Annotated in this window: 19 protein-coding genes; 12 read left to right on the top strand and 7 right to left on the bottom strand. The window is 29.9% G+C overall.

Annotation, left to right across the window (positions count from 1 at the left end; genetic code table 11):
- Positions 1-56: 56 nt before the first annotated feature.
- The 7 genes from Lupro_RS12645 to Lupro_RS12615 form a co-directional block, all read right to left on the bottom strand.
- Positions 57-884 (bottom strand): universal stress protein, encoded by an 828-nt coding sequence (locus Lupro_RS12645; RefSeq protein WP_082703917.1) that lies wholly within the window; start codon positions 882-884, stop codon positions 57-59.
- A 31-nt stretch (positions 885-915) separates the two neighbouring features.
- Positions 916-2,511, bottom strand: coding sequence for a SulP family inorganic anion transporter (locus Lupro_RS12640; protein WP_068211031.1), 1,596 nt, complete (start codon positions 2,509-2,511; stop codon positions 916-918).
- A 175-nt stretch (positions 2,512-2,686) separates the two neighbouring features.
- Positions 2,687-3,016: a hypothetical protein gene (locus tag Lupro_RS12635; RefSeq protein WP_068211028.1), complete on the bottom strand. Its 330-nt coding sequence runs from the start codon at positions 3,014-3,016 to the stop codon at positions 2,687-2,689.
- Positions 3,017-3,685, bottom strand: a complete 669-nt coding sequence (locus Lupro_RS12630) for a TetR/AcrR family transcriptional regulator (protein WP_068211025.1) — start codon at positions 3,683-3,685, stop codon at positions 3,017-3,019.
- Between the two features lie 317 nt (positions 3,686-4,002).
- The gene (locus tag Lupro_RS12625; protein WP_068211020.1) at positions 4,003-5,856 is read right to left on the bottom strand and encodes a SulP family inorganic anion transporter; all 1,854 of its coding nucleotides are present in this window, start codon (positions 5,854-5,856) and stop codon (positions 4,003-4,005) included.
- Positions 5,857-6,047: 191 nt separating this feature from the next.
- A complete protein-coding gene (locus Lupro_RS12620) occupies positions 6,048-6,719 on the bottom strand; it encodes a TetR/AcrR family transcriptional regulator (RefSeq protein WP_068211017.1) in 672 nt (223 codons plus the stop codon).
- A 57-nt stretch (positions 6,720-6,776) separates the two neighbouring features.
- Positions 6,777-8,099, bottom strand: coding sequence for a dihydrolipoamide acetyltransferase family protein (locus tag Lupro_RS12615; protein WP_068211015.1), 1,323 nt, complete (start codon positions 8,097-8,099; stop codon positions 6,777-6,779).
- A 554-nt stretch (positions 8,100-8,653) separates the two neighbouring features.
- On the opposite strand from Lupro_RS12615, the gene Lupro_RS12610 reads away from it, so the two are divergent.
- The 12 genes from Lupro_RS12610 (at position 8,654) to Lupro_RS12555 (ending at position 18,826) form a co-directional block, all read left to right on the top strand.
- Complete coding sequence (locus tag Lupro_RS12610) at positions 8,654-9,349, top strand: DUF5777 family beta-barrel protein (RefSeq protein WP_227807506.1); 696 nt, start codon at positions 8,654-8,656, stop codon at positions 9,347-9,349.
- A gap of 445 nt (positions 9,350-9,794) precedes the next feature.
- Positions 9,795-10,064 carry a hypothetical protein gene (locus Lupro_RS12605; RefSeq protein WP_068211009.1) on the top strand — a complete coding sequence of 90 codons (270 nt, stop codon included), beginning with the start codon at positions 9,795-9,797 and terminating at the stop codon, positions 10,062-10,064.
- A 2-nt stretch (positions 10,065-10,066) separates the two neighbouring features.
- Positions 10,067-11,044 (top strand): 4Fe-4S dicluster domain-containing protein, encoded by a 978-nt coding sequence (locus Lupro_RS12600; protein ID WP_068211005.1) that lies wholly within the window; start codon positions 10,067-10,069, stop codon positions 11,042-11,044.
- A gap of 2 nt (positions 11,045-11,046) precedes the next feature.
- Entirely contained in the window at positions 11,047-12,363 is a 1,317-nt protein-coding gene (gene nrfD / locus Lupro_RS12595) for an NrfD/PsrC family molybdoenzyme membrane anchor subunit (RefSeq protein WP_068211002.1), read from the top strand.
- The gene (locus tag Lupro_RS12590) at positions 12,363-12,674 is read left to right on the top strand and encodes a hypothetical protein (RefSeq protein WP_068210998.1); all 312 of its coding nucleotides are present in this window, start codon (positions 12,363-12,365) and stop codon (positions 12,672-12,674) included. Before nrfD ends, Lupro_RS12590 begins: the two co-directional genes overlap by 1 nt.
- Positions 12,671-13,240 (top strand): hypothetical protein, encoded by a 570-nt coding sequence (locus Lupro_RS12585; RefSeq protein ID WP_068210994.1) that lies wholly within the window; start codon positions 12,671-12,673, stop codon positions 13,238-13,240. Before Lupro_RS12590 ends, Lupro_RS12585 begins: the two co-directional genes overlap by 4 nt.
- Positions 13,241-13,244: 4 nt before the next feature.
- On the top strand, positions 13,245-13,643 hold the full coding sequence (locus Lupro_RS12580) for a c-type cytochrome (protein ID WP_068210991.1): 399 nt from the start codon (positions 13,245-13,247) through the stop codon (positions 13,641-13,643).
- 296 nt (positions 13,644-13,939) lie between these two features.
- Positions 13,940-14,308 carry a hypothetical protein gene (locus tag Lupro_RS12575; RefSeq protein WP_068210988.1) on the top strand — a complete coding sequence of 123 codons (369 nt, stop codon included), beginning with the start codon at positions 13,940-13,942 and terminating at the stop codon, positions 14,306-14,308.
- A 68-nt stretch (positions 14,309-14,376) separates the two neighbouring features.
- A complete protein-coding gene (locus tag Lupro_RS12570; RefSeq protein ID WP_068210985.1) occupies positions 14,377-14,952 on the top strand; it encodes a 6-bladed beta-propeller in 576 nt (191 codons plus the stop codon).
- Positions 14,953-14,954: 2 nt separating this feature from the next.
- Positions 14,955-16,634 carry a cytochrome c3 family protein gene (locus Lupro_RS12565; protein WP_068210982.1) on the top strand — a complete coding sequence of 560 codons (1,680 nt, stop codon included), beginning with the start codon at positions 14,955-14,957 and terminating at the stop codon, positions 16,632-16,634.
- A 241-nt stretch (positions 16,635-16,875) separates the two neighbouring features.
- Complete coding sequence (locus Lupro_RS12560; protein ID WP_068210979.1) at positions 16,876-17,493, top strand: cytochrome c3 family protein; 618 nt, start codon at positions 16,876-16,878, stop codon at positions 17,491-17,493.
- 259 nt (positions 17,494-17,752) lie between these two features.
- Positions 17,753-18,826 carry a 6-bladed beta-propeller gene (locus tag Lupro_RS12555; RefSeq protein ID WP_068210976.1) on the top strand — a complete coding sequence of 358 codons (1,074 nt, stop codon included), beginning with the start codon at positions 17,753-17,755 and terminating at the stop codon, positions 18,824-18,826.
- Positions 18,827-18,837 lie beyond the last annotated feature (11 nt).

Here is an 18,837-nt window from a genome sequence, read left to right as displayed (position 1 = left end):
TTTATTTATACTTCTTTAAAAAATATTAGGCTCATTTTAAAGTTTCTTTATTATTACTATCTTCCATAAATAAGCAAAGGAGCCTTTAATTTACTATTTTCCCTATTAGTTCCAATGATTTCGCCTATAAATTTATCTGTCCAGTCTTTTTTCTTACCTCCTCTGCCCATACATAACAATCCTATTTTATTTTTTGATACAAAATTTATCAATGCATCTGAACTTTCTTCAAATTCATATTCGACTACATTTTTGCCATTATAAGTAGATTTTAGACGGTTCACAGCTTCATTTGTAGCATGAACGGAGGATCTTTTACGTACTTTAAAAAATTTTATAGGACTGATTGCTTTCTTACTTAAATCTTTAGTGATTTCAACGTTATAATCACCCAATGTATCACTGTAAAAACCAATTGAAATACCATCAATTGATTGAAGGTTTTTACCTTCACCAGCAATTAAAATAATGCCAAAAAATTTATTTAATAAAAATTGTGTCACATCTTCGCCCAAAAAATTAAAAACTTTCTGTCTTCTTTTCCCCAAAACAATAATGTCTGGTTTGATTTTCTCAATGTGATGTTCAATTTCATTTTTTACATTGCCAAATGCGAAATCAAATGTAAGGGGAATACTTTCTTCTTTTGAGAAAATATTTACTAAATTTTGTAATTTTCTTTTAGATAAATTCTTTTCCTCATCTAAAGACCTCATCGCTGAGATTTGATTTTCATTTTTCACAATATTTGTTAATGATTTCACATGGAATACTTCTAAACTACCCCCAATCACTTTTGCTAAATTCAAAGCATTTTTTAAAGTTTCATGAGATGTTTCAGATAAGTCTACTAATACTAATATTTTATATTTAGCTTCCATCATAATAATAAGTTTTTTATTTATTCATCTTGCATTAAGCAGTTTTAGGTCTTAGTTTAAAAAATTGTATATAACTACTTGGGTTTTCAATAATTCCTCTTTCAGAAATAAGTTTAACATCTATATTTCTATTCTTTGCTTTAATTGAGAAGTCTTCTAAAATTTCAATAATATCATTGTCTAAATAGCGTGTTTTTCTAACGTCTAGCTCTAAATAAGTATCTCTAGGAAGACTGTCTAATTCTTTAAGAATTGCTCCTTTGTTAAAGAAAGTTACTTCTTCAGCAAGAGTCATTTTAATTTTATGTTTCCCATTACTTTTATCTTCAATATGTAAAAAGTGAGAATTTTGGAAACTCTTTATTAAAACTACAATAATTCCAACACCCAATCCAAGACCTATTCCTACAAGTAAATCTGTAAAAACAATTCCCAAAACAGTTACCACAAACGGTACAAATTGTTTCCACCCTAATTCATACATTTGCTTGAATAACATAGGTTTTGCAAGTTTATAACCAACTATAAGTAAAACAGATGCAAGTACTGATAGTGGTATCATATTTAACAATTTTGGAATTAAAATCACAGAAATTAAGAGTAAGATACCGTGAATAATTGCAGACATTTTAGTTTTTCCGCCAGATTGGATATTCGCAGAGCTACGCACAATTACTTGTGTAATAGGTAAACCACCTACAAGTCCTGAAAGAATATTTCCTGTACCTTGAGCCAATAGTTCTCTATTTGTAGGTGTTACTCTTTTTAATGGATCAAGTTTATCTGTAGCCTCAACACACAACAACGTCTCAAGACTGGCTACTAATGCAATTGTAAAAGCAACTATCCAAATTTCAGGTTTTGTAATGGCTCCAAAGTTTGGAAAACTAAACTGACTTATAAAAGATGTAATATCTTCTGGCACAGGTACACTTACCAAGTGTGCTGAAGAAATACCCAGCTTTTCATTACCTTTTGTTATAACAAAATATACTATACCAAATACTACTGCTACTAAAGGCCCTTGAATAAGTCTAAATATTTTAGCTTTTTTGGTTAAAACACTGTCCCAAAGAATAAGAATTCCTAAACCTATAATAGCAACTAATGTTGCTCCAAGACTAATATTATTGATAGAATTAATAATTTCTGAAAATGTATTTTCTCCGTCAACATCAAAGAATGCGAAACCTTCTGCTAAATTGGCATCATAACCAAAAAAATGGGGTATTTGTTTAAGAATTATTATAATACCTATTCCTGTTAGCATTCCTTTGATTACAGATGAAGGGAAGTAATAACCAATAATACCAGCCTTTAGTATTCCAAAAAGCACTTGAATTACACCTCCTAGTACTACCGCTAAAAGAAAATTTTCGAAACTACCAAGAGTACCAATAGCTGTTAAAACAATTGCTGCAAGTCCGGCCGCTGGACCACTAACACCAATTTGCGAGCCACTTAATGCTCCAACTATTATACCTCCTATAATACCCGCTATTAAGCCAGAAAACAAAGGTGCTCCACTAGCTAATGCTATTCCTAAACAAAGAGGAAGTGCAACAAAAAATACAACAACACTCGCTGGCAAATCAGCTTTTAAGTTTTTAAATGGATTTGAAGAATTCATGATTTTTTTATTTTTTTTTTGATTGATACAACATTGGTTTTTAGCACCTACCTTTATATCTGTAATTGATTAAATTTTTATTAATTTATAATATAACAACCCTCAATTTCTTCTAGAAATTGTGCTATAGATATAAGTTTATCTCTTAAATATTTTGAGTTGTAGCGTATGGAGATTATATTTTTTCAGGCGGTGGTATAAAAATATCCTGATTAAAGTATGATATTAATTCTTGATTCTTTTTATATCGTATTTTTTTCTTATAACCGTAATAGGAATAAGTAACATTGTAAATTTGAAATACTGTTTTTTCATCTTTACTATTACGCTCTATATTTTCTTGATTGTCAGTACTTCCATCATCATTAAACTTAACTAATTCATAATTTGATAGACTTAAAAGTTCTAGCGTTTGTGCGGCAGGTAGAATTATCATAACAGCTATCAATATGTTAAAAACAAACAACCTTATTAAAGATATTCTATGAAAAACGCTTTCACTCATTTACTTAATAACTTTAAAAATTAAGTCTATATAAAATTCTACTATGTTTTCTTTTCCTTTTTCTACGTTAGTTAACGATGGTAAATGTTGTGCAAAATACCTTTGATGATTTGCCCCCTCAATAACAGTAGAAACTAGCATATGAGGAAATTTAAAATTTGGATTTATCTCTATTACCATGCCACTAACCCTCTGAACAACTTGTTTGTACGATTTAAAATAACCCTTTTTATTTTCATCATCTACATCTTTGGTATGAAATACTTTTACAGATTCCGTTATTATAATTTTATGCAATAATACTTCGTTTATATATGAAAACGACTTATCAACTACTACTGGTTGAGTTAATATTTTAATGGCTCTTTTTAACTTATCAATTGGTGAATTGACATTTATTGTGGCGAAAACCAAGCGATATTCAATCCAACTCCAAAACCAAGAGGTAAGGTAAATTAATAATGTATGTTTACTTTCAAAATAACGATAAATAGAACTTTCAGGAGATCCAATTTTATTACCTAATTTCTTAAATGTAAATTCTTCAAAACCAAGTTCGTTTATCAACTCAATACTTCCTGATATAATTCTACGTCCTAATTCAGATGAATCAGGTTTTTTCAAATATAATTCTGAGTTAACCTCTATATGTATTTGTAAATCTTTCATATTACACTTGCAAATATAATAGTATTACTATCAATTATGCAAGTTTTATTATGTATTTTTTTTGTAAAACACATAATATGCAACTATTAACACTTTGTAGTTTAAAAATTAAATTTAAAACGCAAGACAAAACACCAAATGATTTTAATGTTTTTTGTACATACCTAATTTTAACGTAAATTTTAAATGGCATCAGTATAATTAGTGGCTGTACCATTATAATTATAGAATTAGAGTTGCATATACAGATTGAATAACAAGCTTAAAAAAATATAAGCTTTTATTATACAACTAATATTTAAACTAATTAAGTGGTGCTATTGAGCTCTATTAATACTGACAGCATTTTCTTTAACCCAAACCAAACTTTCATCAAAACTATCAAAAATTTGATCTTCGGGTACTAAATCTGGTATTATATCAATACGTTCAAGCATGTAACGTGGTTGCTCAATAATATTTACTAACAATATTTTTTTGCCTTGTTTTGTTAAATCAACCAAAACGTCTTCCATAGCATATAATCCTGATTGATCTATATATTGCATTCTCCCCATTCTTATAATTATTATTGAGGCAGTATTAGGAATTTGTTTCACTAATTGCTGAAAATAACTTGTAGACCCAAAGAATAAAGGTCCTCTTATATGCTTTATAAAAACTTCATTTTTTAAATTTTTTGATAAATTAACTTCATCTGGCCATGCTTTTGATCTATCAAAAGATTCAATGCTTGATCTATCAGCTGTTAAATCCCCTATTTTTTTCATAAACATTAAAGATGCAATTATCAAACCTATTCCAACGGCGTATACCAAGTTCCAAACAGATGATAACACTAAAACAACCAACATTATAACCACCTCTGGTTTTGGCATATATGGTATAGCTTTTAAGCCTTTATAATCCATTACTCCAATACCTACGGTAATTAATATCCCTGCTAACACAGCTGCAGGAATTTGAGATGCTATAGGTCCTAAGGCCAATAAAATAATTAAGAGTAAAATAGCTGCCACCATACCTGACAGTCTAGTTTTCCCTCCTGCATTAATGTTAACAACCGTTCTAATTGTTGCTCCAGCTCCTGGTATACCACCAAATAGTGCGGCAATACTATTTCCTATTCCCTGCCCTATCAACTCCTTATTTGGCTTGTGTTTTGTTTTAGTCATATTATCAGCTACCACTGAAGTTAATAAAGAATCTATTGCTCCTAATAGAGCCAAAGTTAGGGCTGTAAAAATATAAGGGCTAATACTCCCAATATTAAAATTAGTGAAAATTTCTAAATTTGGTAAAGGTAATCCACTTGGTATTTCTTCAATAGGTCTATAATTCAGCTTAAAACCTGTGGCAATTCCAGACATAACAAGTAAAGCTACTAATGTACTTGGTACAGCTGTAGTAATTCGTTTAAATCCATAAATTATAATAATTGTTCCTAAAGCTAAAATTAACTCTAACCAATTAATATTACTCAAAGCTTTCGGCAATACTTTTAATGTTCCTAATACTCCTGAAGCCTCTTTGGCTGCAAGAGTTTGCGACTCTTTCAATATTTGAGATGCTGTTATATTTTTTGCTCTGCTAACTGTTTCTTTAAAGTCTTCTAACACCAAAATACCTTCTCCTGCTTCATCCTTTAAAATATTTTCTAAAATAATCTCTTCTGCATAAGGTTTGAATTCATTTACAAATTCAACATCTTCCTTAGGGTAATATCCTACCGAAGGTAATATTTGTGTAACCAAAATAATAACCCCTATTGCAGTCATAAACCCTGAAACTACAGGATATGGTATATATTTGATATATTTTCCTAATCCAATAAACCCTAACCCTATTTGCATTATACCTGCCAACAAAAATACTGTTAATATAGCGGGCAAGGCTTTTGAAACATCTCCATCAAAGGCTGCCACAATCCCAGCAATAACAACCATACTTACTGCGGTCATTGGAGCTGTTGGTCCAGAAATTTGAGTATTTGTTCCTCCAAATAGAGCGGCAAAAAAACCTACAAAAATAGCTCCATAAAGACCTGCACTTGGACCTAATCCTGAGCTTACCCCAAAAGCTAATGCCAATGGTAAAGCAACAATACCAGCAGTAATACCACCAAACAAATCACCTTTTAAGTGTTTAAAATTAAATAGTTTATTCTTCATAATTTAATAATTGTTATTTAATATCCTAACTAGCGTTAAAACAAAAGTTTGTTAAAAATTTTCAATACTCTTGCCTACAAATTTACATAAATATTAGGAATGTTATTTTTCCCTATACTTTAGAAAGTGTAATCTTTATATTTGTGTTGAATTTCTTAAAGTTATATATAAAATAGTACACTTTAAAAGTATTATTTAATTGCATTAAATACTAATTTTGTGTAAAATTCTGTAATAGTCTTTTCATTTTTTTTATCAATATCTGTAAGTGCCGGTATATGCTCTGCAAAAAACCTTTGTTGGTATGCTCCTTCAATTATTGTTGATATAAGCATATGAGAAAATTTATATTTAGGATTGAGTTCTAAAACAATTTCACTAACCCTTTGTACTACCTGCATATAAACTTTGAAATAACCTTTTTTATTTTCTTTATCAACGTCTTTAATATGATATACCTTACCTCCCTCATTCATAATAATCCTATCTAACGTAGTTTCATTAACGTAAGAAAACAAATCATCTGTTTTAATAGTTTCTGTTAAAATTTTTATTGCTTTCTCAAGTTTTTCCTTTGATGAACTTAAGTTAATAGTTGAAAAAACTAATTTATATTCAATCCAACTCCAATACCAATTTGTTAAATAAACCAACAGCATATGTTTACTTTCAAAGTACCTATAAATAGAACTTTCTGGAGAGCCTATTTTTTCACCTAATTTTTTAAATGTAAAACTTTCAAAACCTAATTCATCTATTAAATTAATACCATTAAAAATTATTCTTCGACCAAGTTCTGAGCTGTTAGGATCTCTAATAAAAGTATCAGAACTTACATTAATTTGAATTTTAAGGTCTTTCATTATAGTTGTAACTTATTAAAAAATAAAATAGTATTTCTAATTATTTGTAGTTTCTTTTTAAAACTCAGTATTTATATCCCAAGCTTCTAAATTTTCTTTTATTGATTTTATAAACATGCCCCCTAAAGCTCCGTTTACAACTCTATGGTCATAAGAATGTGATATGAACATTTTGTGTCGAATTCCTATAAAATCACCTTCTGAAGTTTCAATTACTGCTGGAACTTTTCTAACAGCTCCCAATGCTAAAATAGCAACTTGAGGTTGATTAATTATTGGTGTGCCAAAAACGCTACCAAAACTTCCAACATTTGTAACTGTGTATGTTCCTCCTTGAATATCATTAGGCTTTAATTGCCCTTTTCTAGCTTTATTTGCCAAATCATTTACTGCTTTTGTCATGCCAATTAAATTTAATTGATCTGCATTTTTTATAACAGGAACAATTAAATTACCATCTGCCAACGCCGCTGCCATACCTAAATTAATATTACCTCTCTTTATTATTTTATCGCCATCAACTGCAATATTAATCATAGGAAAATCTTTAATTGCTTTTGCAACGGCTTGCATAAAAATTGGTGTGTAGGTAATTTTTTCTCCTTCTCGAGCAAAGAACTGATCTTTAATTTTATTTCTCCACTTCACAATATTAGTAACATCAACTTCAATAAACGATTGTACATGTGCTGACGTTTGTACAGATGCTACCATGTGATGAGCTATTAATTTCCCCATACGAGACATCTCAACAATTTCGTCTTCACCATTAACAGAAACTGGCATTGCAGTATTTGAAGATACTTCTTTTTTTATTTTAGATTGATTGGTTTGTATTGCTTCAATATTTTTAGTGTGATTTTCAGTACTGCTTCTTCCACTTTTAACATAGGCTAAAATATCATTTTTAGTAACTCTGCTATCTTTTCCCGTTCCAATAATTGTTTCTAATTCTTCCATAGAAACACCTTCTGTCTCAGCTATATTTCGAACTAACGGCGAATAAAATTTACCTGAAGTTGAATTTTTTTCAATTGCTGTTGGTTCAGTAGTTTTTTCAACTTGCTCCTCAATAGCTGACACCTCTTCCTTTACATCTTCTAATGAAATTAAATCATCATCGCTTTTATTAGGTTCTCCTAAAGTTTCAATAATAGCAATAGTTTCTCCAACATTTACAACATCATTCTCATCAAATAATAGTTCTGTAATTGTTCCTTCTACCTCACTTGGAACTTCAGAGTCTACTTTATCAGTTGCTATTTCAACAATTGCCTCATCCAACTCAACGGTATCACCTACATTTTTTAACCAAGAAATTATGGTTGCTTCTGCAACACTTTCACCCATTTTTGGAAGTTTCACTTCAAATCTTGCCATTATTATTTTTTTAGAAGTGCAAATTTACAAAAAATCTAGTTTACAAATAATAAAAACTCTTTAATCTAAAAAATATATTTTCTCCTTAAATTATCATATTCGTAATTATACATATAATAACATCTAAAAATTTTAACAGTTTTTATTTTTTAAGATATTTCATATAGAATAATGTAAAATGTTTTGATTCTCTAACCTAGCTTAAGAATTAAAACAGTAATAAAAATAAAGGGATTTTAAAATCACATAACCCCTTGAAAATAAGTATACTATTTTTTTAAATGACTTAAATCATATAATTCTTTTTATAATAACTATAAATTTTAAAACAAAAATTTAGTTTAGCACTAGCTGTAATAGCCCTAATTACATTAGTAAATTATACACATGGTAATGCACCTCTAGCCCCTGTAGTTGAAAAGGAATTGAATCTATTACTGATGAATTATTAGTGAAAAAATTCTCAACAGTACCAATATTTGATGGAGATATTGATGAGGTTTGGAATGAAGCCAGACCTTTATTAAATTCGACAACGGGTACGCCTGCAGTAGATACAACACAGATTTGGATTAATGAACAATGGCGGAGCAAATGACTTAATAGGTATTTGTGCTCCATCAAATATTAGAATTGGACTTTCCTATGCTGTACATGATAGAGTTACTATTGGTTTTGGAACTACTAAATTTAATCGTTTACAAGAATTTAATTGGAAAGTTGCCTTATTACAACAAACACGATCAAACAAAATGCCCGTAAGTGTTACTTACTATGGTAATTTCACAATAGACGCACGCAAAAAAGAGAATTTCAGGTATTTATCAGATAGATATTCTAATTTCAATCAATTAATTATAGCTCGTAGGTTTAACCCAAAACTTTCTTTACAAATTGCTCCAAGTGTTTCGCATTATAACGTGGTAAAAAATACCATGAGAAATGATATGGTGGCAATTGCATTTGGAGGGCGCTATAAAATAAGCGACCAAACTTCAATAATGATAGATTATAGCCAACCTTTAACTAGTTTTATGTTAGATAACCCTTCTCCTGGTATTAGCTTTGGCGTTGAATTTTCTACTTCTGCTCACGCATTTCAAATTTTTGCAACAAACTACAATGGTATTGTACCACAACAAAATTATATGTTTAACCAAAATGACGGATTTGGAACAGATTCTCCTTTTGGAAAAGGTGGAGGTCAATTTTTAATTGGATTTAATATTACGAGGAACTACAATTTTTAAACTATAAAATAGATAAACGAAACTCAACAGTAAGGCAACATATTAATTAATCTTTATATTTTGTCTTACTTATTGTTTAAATTACTTTATCATGCCATAATGTTATTATATGCACATAAAATCATTAGTATTTTTAATACGTTAAATAATATTTTCTTACAAATTTCTGGCACATACACTAATCTTAAAATTTGTTTGTAACAAAAATTACTTCTATTTGTAACAAAAGTTGCTTAAAATTTTATAAAAATTAATTAAAACAATTCTAAATAAGGTTTATATTATTGATTATCAATTATTTATATATTTTTAAATAATGATTTAAATCATAAATTTAAGATTTAATAGTTCTTAAATTCGTAAATGAATGTGAATTAAATACCTAAATAAATATCTTTTAGGACAATAATTAGCTATTCGTTTTAGCATTAAATAACATTTCAAGATGAAACAAGAGTTACGAAAAAAAAGACAAATTTCAAGAAGAGGCATTTTACCTATTTTAGGAAGTACTTTACTACTACCTTTTCTAGGGTTTGGAAAATCAGTATCTGATAAAATAACTATTTCTGAAGATGATGAAAAATATCAAACTTTATTAAAACCTGATGGAACAATTGTAAAAATTAAGGTTAGCTCTTTAAAAAAAGCTAAAATTATTAAGCAAAATATTTCAAATAAATCGTTTCTAAACTGGCTAGGCAGAAAACTCTAATTATGAAAAATAACAAAACTAACTCAAGACGTAAATTTATTGATAAAGGAATAAAATTAAGTCTTTTAACAGCTATTGGTGGAATTGGTTTAACAAAACTTGCCTCAAAATTAAGTGCAAAACCAACTAGTAATTCAACTGGAAAAATAGAATTAATGACCACTGAAGGAACTATAATTCAAGTAGATTCTTCAGAAGTTATGGAAATGGATAATTCTAAAAAGCACAAAGAGTACAATGTAAGAGAAGGAATGCCAAATCGAAAATTTGTTATGGTTGTAGATTTGGCAAAATGTAAAAATGCTTTAAAATGTCAAAGTGCCTGTAATAAATATCACTATATAACAGGTGATAATGCTTGGCTTAAAGTTTATAAAATGCAAGAATCCAAAGATACAGCCCCTTACTGGATGCCAACTACCTGCCAACATTGTGACCACCCTGCATGTGTAACTGTTTGCCCCGTAGATGCAACTTTTAAAAGAAGAGATGGTTTAGTTTTAATTGACAATAAACGCTGTATAGGCTGTCGCTTCTGTATGGCTGCCTGCCCATATTCAACAAGAGTCTTTAATTGGAGTGACCCCAATCAGGGTGAAATCACTTTAGCTAAAGATCTTAAAATGCATGACCACCAGAAATCTTCACCAGAACATGCTGGAGTTCCAAGTATAAAAGGAACTGTAGACAAATGTGACTTTTGTCCTCATGCAATACAAGAAGGAAAACTGCCCCATTGTGTTACTGCTTGTCCAAACGGAGTTTTCTATTTTGGAGACAAATATGAAGATACCGTTACAAACGGTGATGAAACATTAAGATTTAGTAAACTACTAAAAGATAAATCTGGATATAGAATTATGGAAGGCTTAGGCACCGAACCTAGTGTTTATTACCTACCTCCTGTTGATAGATTAGTTGATTTTGAAAAAGGCTTAGAGAATTATACAGAATTTCAATCTGTTGAAAAATCCAAATAATTATGAAAAAATACGATAAACTATTAAATGATTTGGCTCCCAAAAAATTTGGAAAGCTAGGTACTATTTGGACAATTTCATTAATCGTTATTATTATTATTGGAATTATTGCTTATATAGATCAACTTATTAAAGGACAAGTTGTAACTAATATGAGAGATTATACATTATGGGGAATTTACATTTCAAATTTTGTTTTTTTTGTAGCTACAAGTTTTGTAGGTTCAGTTACTGTTGCCGTTTTAAGATTAACTAAAAATAATTGGAGAACTCCAGTCGTTAGAATTGCTGAAATTATTTCTTTGGCTGCAATTGTAATGGCAGGAATAACCATTATGATTGATATGGCCAGACCTGATAGACTCCTAAATTTGTTCATTCACGCAAGGTTGCAGTCACCTATTACTTGGGATGTTATAATAATTCCAACATACATTGTTTTAAGTTTGTTATTATTATACTTTCCATTACTTCCTGATTTTAAAATACTTAAAGAGTATTTTAAAGATAAAAGTCCCAAATTAAGTAAATGGTATGGAAAACTATCTTTAAACTGGACAGGCAGTAAAGCTCAAAAAGCAATTCAAACAAAATCTATCCAAATTATTGCTTTAATGATTATACCTGTTGGATTAATTTTACAAACTATTGATGCATGGCTATTCTCAACAACTTATAGAATTGGTTGGGATAGCACTAACATGGGAGCTTATTTTATTTCAGGTGCTTTTGTTGCTGGTGTAGGTGCACTTATAACTGTTATTTACGTTGTTAGAAGAGCCTATAAATTAGAGCATTTTATTACTGATAATCACTTTGACAAGCTTGGAAAATTTTTAGTATTGGCTTGTTTAACTTATTTGTATTTTAATATCAATGAGTACTTAATACCCACATTTACAGCCTCAAAAGAAGAAGAAATACATTTAAACACTCTAATTTCTGGACAGTATGCGCCTTTGTTTTGGTTTGTAATTATAGGTGGTTTAATAATACCTATTATAGTTTTATTATTTAAAAAAGGAAGAAAACCACTTCCAATGTTTATAATTGGTTTAGTTGTAGTTATTGCTTCTTGGTGGAAACGGTATCTTATTGTTACGCCAACCTTATTACATCCATTTTTACCTATACAAGGTGTGCCCGAATCTTGGCACCATTATTTTCCAAGTATACACGAATGGCTAATTACTATTGCAACATTGGCAATGGCACTATTAATAATTACACTATTGGTACGCTATTTACCTATAATACCTATTCAAAGAACAGCTGATGAGCAAGAAGAATTATTAAAAAATACTAAAAACGCTGAATAATGAAAAATCAATTAAAATTTCGCTTTATTTTTCTTGCTATTTTAAGTATGTTACTACTTTCTACTGGTTCACAAGATGTATATGCTCAAAAAGTAAAAAAAGTAAAAGTCAGATTAAAGGCTCAGTATATAAAGATAATGGATGGAGAAATCTATTTAAACATTAAAGTAACTGCTAGAGTTAAAAGAAAAAATATTAAAGTTTCAAACATTAATCTAACTATTTACAACAAGGTACATAACAAAAAATTAAAGTTGGAGAAACCACTACCAATATTGATGGTGAAAGTAAGTTTATATTTAAAAGCTTGAATGCTATTAAACCAGATTCAACAGGTACGTATAACCTTCTAATATCGTTTAAAGGAAATGATACTTTTAAGAAAGCTAAAAAAAATATTGTTTTTAAAGATGTTGACATTAGAGCCAAACTTATTACAAAAGATAGTGTCAATTACATATCAGCAACTCTAATAAATACAGCTACAAACACTCCTATAACAGGTGAATCATTAAATATTCAAGTACAAAGGTTATTTAAACCTTTAAAAATTGGAAATGAATTTAACTATACCAATGAAAATGGCGCCATCTTTATACCTATTGATAATGGAATTCCTGGTATGGATGGGAATATAGCTATTGAAGTAGTTCTTAATGAAAGTGATGATTTTGGAACCGTAAAGGCAATTGTTAATGCGCCAATTGGAGTACCAATAGTTGATGAATCAACTTTTAACGAAAGAACAATGTGGTCACCTAGAAATAAAACACCTTTATTCTTACTTATATTTCCCAATTTATTAATATTTGGAATATGGGGTTTAATTATATATTTAATAACTAATCTATTTAAAATTTCTAAATCTAAAATCTAAAAACATGAAAACAGTAAAAATTTTAACAATTATTGGAGTTGTAACATTTGTATTATACTCTTTTACATCATTAACGCAAGAAGAATGGAAAGTTCCTGAAAAATACGAGACAATGAAAAATCCTGTTGATGCAGGTACAGATACAGCAATTGGAAAATCATTATATAACAAGCATTGTAAATCTTGCCATGGTGTCGAAGGTTATGGAGATGGGCCAAAAGCTGAGGATCTTGATGGTGAATTAGGAGATTTTTCTTCTGAAGAATTCCAAGCACAAAGTGATGGTGCTTTATTCTATAAAACAACTATTGGTAGAGATGATATGCCCGAGTTTACTAAAAAATTGCCAGACGATGAAGATAGATGGTTAATTATTAACTATATGAGAACTTTAGCCGAGTAATTAAATATTTTAAATAAATATTTATCTTAAAGAGGCTGTCTAAAAAGTGTCATTCTGAATGTAAATGAAGAATCTCCTTGAAATTAAACACTTATATATCAAGATGTTGAGATTTTTCACTTTGTTCAAAATGACAAGTATAATTGCTTTTCAGACAGCCTCTTTTTATATGTAATATCAACAACTACTATCTCATCCAAAAACATGATATAAATCACTTCTTAATAAAATATTAATCTATAAATTTGTGAGATGCTGTGTAACAATAGTTACTTTATTTTATAAATATTATAATTATGAACCCCCGTGTTAGAAATATTAAATTTGTAATAAGTTTTATTTTATTTATCCTTTATTTTCAAAGTAATGCACAAAAAATAACTTCAATAAAAAACAACACAACAGAAAGGTATCAAGTTAAATGGGTTAGCCAATTTCCAAAAGCAACTAATAAGAAGGACTCTTCAAAAAAAAATTGGCTTTTTACTTTTTTATTTGGAAGAAAAAACATTCCTAAAATTACAAAGCCACTTGCTATTATTGCTTTAGATTCTACAAGCTTTATAATTTTAGATCAAGGAACTGGTACCATTTTCAATATAAATGACAATAAATTAAGAGTTCCTAAAATATTAAAAAAGAAAAAGAAAAATTTCCTTCTTTAGTGAGTTTATGCAAACTTCCTTCAAATGAAATACTTTTTACTGATTCTCGCTTAAACAACATATATCGTATGAATGAGAAGCAGAAAACATTAACTATCTTTAACGATTCTCTCTTACTTGAACAGCCAACAGGAATAGCTTACTCTAAGGTTTCAAATAAAATTTGGGTTATTGAAACTAAAGCTCATAAAATTTCAATACTAAATGAGCAAGGTAAATTAATTAAAACAATAGGTAAAAGAGGTACCAAACCGGGAGAATTTAATTTCCCTACATCAATTTGGATTGATCAACTTGGTAACGCCTATATTATTGATGCCATGAATTTTAGAGTTCAGGTATTTGATAAAAATGGTAAAGTAATTTCCGTTTTTGGTGAAGTTGGAAATGCTACTGGTTATTTTTCGCGACCAAAAGGCATTGCAACAGATTCACATGGAAATATTTATATTAGTGACGCCTTATTCCATACAGTACAGGTTTTTGATATTTCAGGTAATTTTTTATACCAGTTTGGCAAACAAGGTAGAAAACAAGGTGAATTTTGGATGCCATCAGGTATATATATAGACAATAAAGATTTTATTTATATTACTGACAGCTACAACTCTAGAATTCAAATATTTAAACTCCTTAAAAGATAAAAATGAAAAATATTTCTATTTTAATATTATACATTTTATTCAGTTTTTATGCATTTTTAAATGCACAATCTATAATAACTACCAAACACAATTTATCTGTTAGTAGTACTGGAACAATAAAAGCTACATCAGAGTCTGAAATTTGTATTTTTTGTCACACACCACATAACAGTAGCCCAAGAGCTCCTCTATGGAATAAAAATAGCTCTGGAACAACCTACATCTTATACAATAGTTCTACTTTAGATGCTGTACCCGGACAGCCTGACGGAAGTTCAATTCTTTGTCTTTCTTGTCATGATGGAACAATTGCTTTAGGTGAAGTTATTAGCAGAACCACCCCTATAGATATGACTGGTGTAATGCCTTCAAAAAGTAACCTTACTACTGATTTATCTAACGACCACCCTATTTCTTTTACCTACGATGCAGCATTAGCGGCAGTAGATGGACAGCTGAAAACACCTCCTTTAAATTCCATGGCAATACTTGATTATAACTCTAAATTACAATGTACATCTTGCCATGACCCACATAAAGAAATCAATCCTAAATTCCTTAGAGCTTCTATTGAATTTTCTGATTTGTGTTTTCTGTGTCACGACCGAACTTATTGGAATAATAGTACTCATAAAACTTCTACTAAAACTTGGAATGGATCTGGAACTAATCCTTGGGCTCATCTAGAGTCAGCTTACGCTACGGTTTCTCAAAACGCATGTGCTAATTGTCACAATCCTCACAATGCAGATGGTAAGCTACGATTACTAAAATCAAACCTCGAAGAAAATAATTGTCTTGATTGCCATAACGGAAATATTGCTAACAAAAACATACAGGCTGAACTTTCTAAAACTTATAAACACGATGTCTATAATTACTCAATAGTTCATGACCCTACAGAATCAACTTCTGTAACAACTAAACATGTAGAATGTCAAGATTGCCATAATCCTCACGCTTCAAATTCAACTATTGCAACTGCCCCTTCTGTAAATGGTTTCAACAAAGGTGTAAGTGGTATTAATCAAGCGGGAAACCCTGTAAATCCAGCTACAAACACCTATGAGATATGCTACAAATGTCATGCCGGTAACTCTTGGTCACCATCACCATCACTTCCTAGGCTAATTGTTCAAAACAATGTTAGATTAGAATTTGAACCTTCAAATCCTTCTTTCCACCCCATTGCAGGTCCTAGAAACAACTCGGAGATAACAAGTAACCTTATCTCTCCTAATACTGCAAGTACCGTATTGTACTGTACTAGCTGTCATGCTAGCAACAATTCAAATGGCCCTGCAGGACCACACGGTTCAATATATCCTCAAATTTTAAAATTACAATATGAAACTGCAGACTACACTGTAGAGTCTGCTCAAGCGTATGCGCTTTGTTATAGTTGTCACAACAGAAATAATATTATAAATGATATAAATACTTTTAAAGAGCATAGGTTACATATTGTTGAGGAGAACACGCCTTGTAGTGTATGTCATGATGCACATGGTATTAGTAGTACACAGGGTAATAGCACCAATAACTCTAACCTTATCAATTTTAGGACAGATGTAGTAACACCATCTAGTAATGGTAGGTTAAAATATGAAGATACTGGAACAAATAGAGGTCGTTGCTATTTAAGATGTCATGGTGAAAATCATAGACCTGAATCATATTAATATTATAGAATATTTCTCATTATTTATTTTAAAATAAGCAAAAACCTTTTAGCTTCTATATTTTAAGTAACTTAAATAAGTTTGAATTAACATGACGATACTTTTTAAGTAAAAAAAATAAATAAAACTGTAACTAATGTTACATAATGTGATAAAAATCATCTTTTTTACTCATTATTACCCTTAAATTTGTTCTAGATATTAAACATAATTTTTACTAAAATATATTAAAACTATTATTATGAAAACAACAAAAATATTGTTAACGTTAGGTTTGTCCTTATTTATGAGTATTGTAAGTTTTGGACAAAACATTGCTGGATCTGCACATGATTTCTCAGGAAAAACATGGAATCCTGGAGGGGAAGTTTGTGTAGTATGTCATACTCCTCACGGTGCTGTAACAGGTTTAACCGCTCCATTATGGAACCACGAAGTAACTACAACTACTTTTACATTGTATACCAGTGCATCGCTTGATGCAACTACTGGTCAACCAGATGGTTCTTCAAAATTATGCTTGAGTTGCCATGACGGTACAGTTGCTATGGATAACTTTGGTGGACAAACAGGTGGTACAAAATTCATTAGCGGAAATGATCTTGTAGGAACAGACTTAAGTAGTGAACATCCTGTTTCATTTACGTATGATGCTGCATTAGCCACAACAGATGGCGGATTGTTTGATCCTATTACTACTAGTTCAGGAGTTGGGGGTACTATTAATGCAGATTTATTACTTGCAGGAAAAGTACAATGTTCTTCTTGCCATGACGTCCACAATGGCTCTGGTGTCGCAAAATTATTGGTTAAATCAAATGCAAGTAGTGCACTTTGTTTAACTTGCCATAACAAATAGAATCTACAATCTAAAATTTTAAGTAAACAAATAGGGGGCTGTAATTAGCCCTCTATTTATTGTAATTAATTTTCAAAAACCTCTCAAAAAATAATGTTAACAATGTTATTTCTATTGAAATATTATTTAAAAATTAAACTCTACACACTCCTTTTACTCATACCTAAAAACTGATTTTAATCATAGTATAACACCATTATTATACCTAAATTCACCTAGAAACACTGCTATTAGAATAATATATAAAACTAATTAAAAAATGGACTTCAAAATATATTTTTTTTATCTTTTAAGTATAACACTTATTTTCAACTCGTGTTCTCCACATATTAATAAAGCTAGTACTGCAAAAAAAGTAACATATCCGGCGGCACCTGCAACTCCTAGAATTCAATATTTAACAAGTATTAGTAGCTCATTAGATATTGCAAAAAAACAATCTGCTTTTACTAAATCTATTGTTGGTGAAAATCAAACCCTCCCAATTTATAAACCTTATGGTTTATTTATGCGTAATGGAAAATTATATATTTGTGATGTTTCTTTAGGTGGAGGACTAGAAATTATTGATTTTGAGACAAATAAATTTAATTATTTTATTCCCGAAGGTCAATATCGGTTAAAACTGCCTCTCAACTGCTACGTTGATAAAAATAACAAACTATATATTACAGATATTGCACTACAAAAAGTCTTTGTTTTCGATGGTGATGGAACCTATATAACTTCATTCGGAAAAGATAAAAACATAAAACCCTCCGATGTGTTTGTAAATAGCCAAAATATATTTGTTGCAGACTCTGGCAACAACAGAATAAACGTTTACAACAAAGAAACATACAAATTTGAGTACTATTTCCCAAAATCAGAAAGTGGAGATGCTAATTATTTATACAAACCTGCCAACCTAACTATAACAAATAATAAGGTTTTTGTAAGTGATATGGGTAGTGGTGATATTAAAATTTTTACTCTTAAAGGAGTGTATTTAAAAACAATTTCTAAATACGGAAAAAATATTGGTGATTTAGTTCGCCCTAAAGGCATTGCCGTAGATAAAGAAGAAAATATATATGTTGTAGATGCGAGCTTTGAGAATGTGCAAATTTTTAACAAGAAAGGAGAGTTATTACTCTTTTTTGGAGGCCATTACAAATCCAAAGGAGATATGTGGCTACCAACAAAAGTTATGATTGATTATGATAATTTAAAATATTTTGAAAAATATGTTGACCAGAAATTTGATTTAAAATATTTAATTTTTGTTGCAAACCAATATGGGCCAGATAAAGTGAGTATTTATGGTCGTATAACACCCAAAAAGAAAGAGTAATAAGTCTAATA

This window comes from Lutibacter profundi, assembly GCF_001543325.1.
Taxonomy (GTDB): Bacteria; Bacteroidota; Bacteroidia; order Flavobacteriales; family Flavobacteriaceae; genus Lutibacter; species Lutibacter profundi.
The sequence above is the reverse complement of the archived record's forward strand: the minus strand, read 5'-3'. Positions and strand labels throughout refer to the sequence as shown.